The sequence below is a fragment of the Achromobacter sp. Bel genome (assembly GCF_012928505.1).
Taxonomy (GTDB): Bacteria; Pseudomonadota; Gammaproteobacteria; order Burkholderiales; family Burkholderiaceae_B; genus Achromobacter.
The window spans coordinates 1-2,044 of the sequence record NZ_JABBJN010000121.1 but is presented as its reverse complement, the minus strand read 5'-3'; the positions used below and the strand labels follow the sequence as shown (position 1 = coordinate 2,044).

At 58.0% G+C, this 2,044-nt stretch carries 1 protein-coding gene and 2 tRNA genes; 1 reads left to right on the top strand and 2 read right to left on the bottom strand.

Annotation, left to right across the window (positions count from 1 at the left end; translation table 11 throughout):
• Positions 1-94: 94 nt before the first annotated feature.
• Positions 95-170, bottom strand: a tRNA-Ala gene (locus tag HG262_RS30820).
• Between the two features lie 37 nt (positions 171-207).
• Positions 208-284: transfer RNA gene (locus tag HG262_RS30815), tRNA-Ile, on the bottom strand.
• Between the two features lie 482 nt (positions 285-766).
• Between HG262_RS30815 and HG262_RS30810 the strand changes: the two genes are divergently transcribed.
• The coding region (locus HG262_RS30810) for a VCBS domain-containing protein (RefSeq protein WP_211187864.1) at positions 767-2,044 on the top strand (1,278 nt) is incomplete at its 3' end.

Genomic DNA, 2,044 nt, shown 5'->3' with positions numbered 1-2,044 from the left:
ATATAGCTGTTAGGTAAAACCTAACTCATAGCGCTGACAACAGCGCTATGAGTTAGCCTCTACATCACCACCAGGGCGATTATTTGAGAATCAATGGTGGAGGTGAACGGGATCGAACCGATGACATCCTGCTTGCAAAGCAGGCGCTCTCCCAGCTGAGCTACACCCCCATATCCCACACAGTGACCAGCACTACGCGAAATACTTTGGTGGGTCTGGTTGGATTCGAACCAACGACCCCCGCCTTATCAAGACGGTGCTCTAACCAACTGAGCTACAGACCCAAAACCTTCTCGGATCAGTAGTCAGGTAGCTGAAGACCCAGGGAAGATTCCCTCGACCCAAGCCTACAACTGATCCCAGCTATATCAAACAACCGATAAGAGTGGACGGTCGCCTGCTGTTTTCAGCAGCAGAGAAGCGAGATTATGAAGGAGTTTTTATCGCTTGTCAAACCAGTGTCGTATTTGTCTGCGCTTTCGCGCCTCAACTACTCCACCACCTTGCACGCAGCCCCTTCAGGCCTCATCAGCACTTTCGCGCTGACTTTTCTCTTCCTAGCAGCTATCGAAATGTCGGGGTAAACCCTGATCTTTCGGTAGCAGCCAAGCCTGAAACTATAACATCATTTTTGCAGATCTTGCAACCGGCTTTTGCCTGACTTGCAACGTTCTTGCAAAACTACTGTTCCGCTGGATCTTTCCATCTTTACAGCAGAGAAGTATAGGTTCTCACTCTATATAAAAGAGAAACCCCGCAGGATCACCTGCGGGGTTCTCGGAATAAAAGCCTGGTTCAAGGCCTGGGCGCTGGCAAGACCCTGACCGAAACGTTTACGGTCACCACCGCTGACGGCACGACGGGTCAAGTGGTCGTGACCATCGTGGGTACCAACGACATCCCGGTCCTGACCGGCAAGGCCGATGGCGCTGTTACCGAAGACGGCACCCTGGTTGCCACCGGCAAGCTGGATGTCGCTGACGTTGATACGACTGACACGCACGCCTGGACCGTCAACAACGGCGGCAAGGGCACGTACGGTTCGTTCTCCGTGGACGGCAGCGGCAACTGGACTTACAACCTCGACAACACCAACAAGGACGTCCAGGGCCTGAAGTCCGGCCAGTCGATCACCGAAACGTTCACCGTTACGGTGGATGACGGCAACGGCGGCGTGGTCACCAAGGACGTCACCGTCACCATCAACGGTACCGACGACGGCGCCATCATCAACCCAACGACTCCGGGCAGCGATGCGGGCACGGTCACCGAAGACGTGAAGCTGTCTGTCGGCGGCCAACTCACCGTCACCGATCCGGACGCGGGTGAAGCGGTCTTCAAGCCGCAGACCGATGCGGCCGGCCAGCACGGTACGTTCTCCATCGACGCCGATGGCAAGTGGACGTATAACCTGACCAACAACGACCCGGCTGTTCAAGGCCTGGGCGCTGGCAAGACCCTGACCGAGACCTTCACCGTCACGACGGCTGACGGCACCACGGGTCAAGTAGTTGTCACGATCGTCGGTACCAACGACATCCCGGTCCTGACCGGCAAGGCCGATGGCTCAGTCACCGAAGACGGCACCCTGGTTGCCACCGGCAAGCTGGATGTCGCTGACGTCGATACGACCGACACGCACGCCTGGACCGTCAACAACGGTGGCAAGGGTACGTACGGCTCCTTCTCGGTCGATGCTTCGGGCAACTGGACCTACAACCTGGACAACGCCAACAAGGACGTCCAGGCGCTGAAGACCGGCCAGTCCATCACCGAAACGTTCACCGTGACCGTCGATGACGGCAACGGCGGGGTCGTGTCGAAGGATGTCACCGTCACGATCAACGGTACCGACGACGGCGCCGTCATCAACCCGGCTACCCCGGGCAGCGATGCGGGCACGGTCACCGAAGACGTGAAGCTGTCTGTCGGCGGCCAACTCACCGTCACCGATCCGGACGCGGGCGAAGCGGTCTTCAAGCCGCAGACCGACGCGGCCGGCCAGCACGGTACGTTCTCCATCGACGCTGATGGCAAGTGGACG